General features: G+C 71.9%; 3 protein-coding genes. All 3 read left to right on the plus strand.

Annotated features, from left to right (window positions below):
• The first annotated feature begins 360 nt into the window (after window positions 1–360).
• Complete coding sequence (locus tag ACFXGA_RS38455; RefSeq protein WP_378097566.1) at window positions 361–1,680, plus strand: ABC1 kinase family protein; 1,320 nt, start codon at window positions 361–363, stop codon at window positions 1,678–1,680.
• 7 nt (window positions 1,681–1,687) lie between these two features.
• Window positions 1,688–2,293 carry a carboxymuconolactone decarboxylase family protein gene (locus ACFXGA_RS38460; RefSeq protein ID WP_378097568.1) on the plus strand — a complete coding sequence of 202 codons (606 nt, stop codon included), beginning with the start codon at window positions 1,688–1,690 and terminating at the stop codon, window positions 2,291–2,293.
• A partial coding sequence (locus ACFXGA_RS38465) for an SDR family NAD(P)-dependent oxidoreductase (RefSeq protein WP_378097571.1) occupies window positions 2,290–2,872 on the plus strand: 583 nt, incomplete at its 3' end. The genes ACFXGA_RS38460 and ACFXGA_RS38465, both read left to right, overlap by 4 nt.

Below are 2,872 nucleotides of genomic sequence, written 5' to 3' on the forward strand. Positions count from 1 at the left end.
GGGTTCCCGACAGTCGCGCCCCGGGGGGGCGGCCCGGGGGCGTGCGCGGGGGGGGGGGGGTTATTGACCGCGCCGGCGCCGGGGGCCACCCCCCCCGCGGCTGCGCCGGCGTCGTCGTTCCCGGGCACCCCCGTTCGCGCGGAGCGGACCGCCACCGTCCACACCGGACCGGGGTGGAGAGCAAGCCACGAGAAGAAGCGCCCCTATCCGTAACGGTGTAATGCATCAGGGTCGGCGCGCCGTCCCCAAGTGACCGCCCCGGCGGGGCACGGAGGGAGTAGTCGGCGCGTCCCCGGCATCGACACGATCGGGACGGGCGGTGACGCGCCGCCCCGCCGAATCGCACGACAGGGGGCGAGGATGACCACGACCACCGGCCGCCTGGCGCGGCTGCCCGGACTGGTGCTGCGGTGCGCCCGGGTCGGCGTCATCGTGTTCGGCTACGGCCTGGTCATCGCGGGCTCCGCGGTCGGCGCGCGGCTGCGGGGCTCGCCCGACGGGCGCGGCCTGCGCGACGGCGACCGGTGGGTCCGGATGCTGACCCGGCTCGGCCCGTCGTACATCAAGATCGGGCAGTTGCTGAGCACGCGGCGCGACCTGCTGCCCGACGAGGTGACCGTGCCGCTCGCCCGGCTCACCGACGGCGCCCGGCCGCCGGGCAGGCGGCGGATCGAGCGCGCCGTCCGGCACGCCTACCGCGACCGGCCCTGGCCGTTCCGCGAGTTCGAGTGGACCCCGGTCGCCGCCGGCAGCATCGCGACCGTCCACGAAGCGGTCACGGTGGACGGTCGCCGGGTCGCGGTGAAGGTGCGGCGACCGGGCATCGAACGCGTGATGTGGCAGGACTTCACCCTGACCTCCGCGGCGATGCGGGCGTTGGGCCTGCTGCCCAGGCTGCGCCGGATGCCGTTCAAGCTCATGCACGGCCAGGTCGGCGGCGCGATCCTGCGCCAACTCGACTTCGAGGCCGAGGCCAGGTCCCTGACCGCCCTGCGGGCCAACATGACCGGCGCCGCCGGCAAGGTCACCATCCCCGCGCCGGTGCCCGAGCTGTGCACGCCCGAGATCGTCGTCATGGACTTCATCGGCGACCTCAGGCGCTTCGAGCCGGGCGAGCTGGACGGCGACACCCGCCGCTCGGTCCAGCGGGCCGTGCTGGGCACGGTGTACGAGATGCTGTTCATCGACGGCCTCGTCCACTGCGACCTGCACCCCGGCAACCTGTACTTCGACCTCAACGCCGACCTGGTGATGCTGGACGCCGGCTTCGTCATCCGGCTGCCGGACCCCGTCCGCCGCTCGTTCGCGGACTTCTTCATCAACATGGCGATGGGCGACGGCTGGTCGTGCGCCCAGATCGTCATCGAGAGCGCGGCCGAGGTCGCCGACGACTGCGACCTGGACGGGTTCCGCGCCGCGCTCGGCGAGCTGGTGGCGGAGACCTCGGGCGCCAAGTCCGGCGAGTTCGACCTGGCCCGCTTCGCCGGCCGCCTGTTCGACCTGCAACGGCGGTTCGGCCTGTTCCCCGCGCCGGAGTTCGCCTTCCCGCTGCTCTCGCTGCTGGTCATCGAGGGCATGATCAAGGGCTTCGACTCCGACCTCGACTTCCAGGCCGAGGCCATCCCCGTCCTGCGCCGCCGCAACATCCCCCGTGACGCCCCATCCGCAGTCGAAAGGTGAGTCGAGCATGGACGCAACCACCTACGTCCGGGTCCCGCTGGTCGAGGAGGGTCAGGCCGAGGGCCGCCTCGCCGAGCTGTACGCCGACATCAAGAGCAGCACCAACCTGCCCTTCGTGCCGGACATGTTCCGCCTGATGTCCACGCGACCCGACCTGCTCGAAGGCGTGGTGGCGGGCTACAAGGGCATGTTCATCACCGGCGTCATGCCGCGGCAGACGCGCGAGCTGATCGCCGCGTGGACGTCGAAGGTCAACGAGTGCCCGTACTGCGTCGGCACGCACAACTTCTTCTTCCAGGCGTTCGGCGGCCCGCAGGAGACGGCCAAGGCCGTCGAGTCCGCGGGCAGCGTGGAGGACCTGCCGGTGGACGAGCGCACCAAGGTGCTGCTGCGCCTGCTGACCAAGCTCTCCAAGGAGGCGTACAGGATCACCGACACCGACTGGCAGGTGGCGCTGGACGCCGGGTGGTCCACCGACGAGCTGCTGGAGGGGTTCTTCATCGCCGGCATGTTCAACTTCATCACGCGCATGGTGGACGGCCTGGGCCTCGGCATGTCGGTCGCGGCGAGCCGCGTGTCGCAGCAGGAGGTCCCCACCGGAGGTGAGGGGTGACCGGGTCGCGCGCGGTCCTGATCACCGGCGTGAACTCCTCGGGCGGCCTGTCCTCCGGCACCGGCCGCGCCACCGCGCTGCGGCTGCACCGCGCCGGCTGGCCGGTCTACGCCACCGGGCGCAACCTGGAGGGCCTCAAGGACCTCGCCGACGAGGGCGTCACGACGCTCCGGGTGGACGTCACCGACGAGGAGTCGATGGCCGCCGCGGTGCAGCGCGTGACCGAGGACCACGGCGCCGTCGGCGTCCTGGTCAACAACGCCGCGTACAGCCTCAACGGCACCATCGGCGAGACGCCGATCGACCAGGTCCGCCGCCAGTTCGAGACGAACCTCTTCGGCCTGTCCCGGATGACGCAGCTCGTGCTGCCCGGCATGCGCGAGCAGCGGTCCGGCCGGATCGTCATGATGTCGTCGATCTTCGGCCTGTTCGCCACCCCGGGCCGGGGCTACTACCAGGCCACCAAGCACGCCCTGGAGGCCAACAGCGACTCCCTGCGGCTCGAGGTGAAGCCGTGGGGCATCAAGGTGGTCATCATCGAGCCGTCGCCGGTGCTGGGCTCGTTCGTGCCCACCACGG

Source organism: Actinosynnema sp. NPDC059335 (assembly GCF_042752395.1).
GTDB lineage: Bacteria > Actinomycetota > Actinomycetes > Mycobacteriales > Pseudonocardiaceae > Actinosynnema.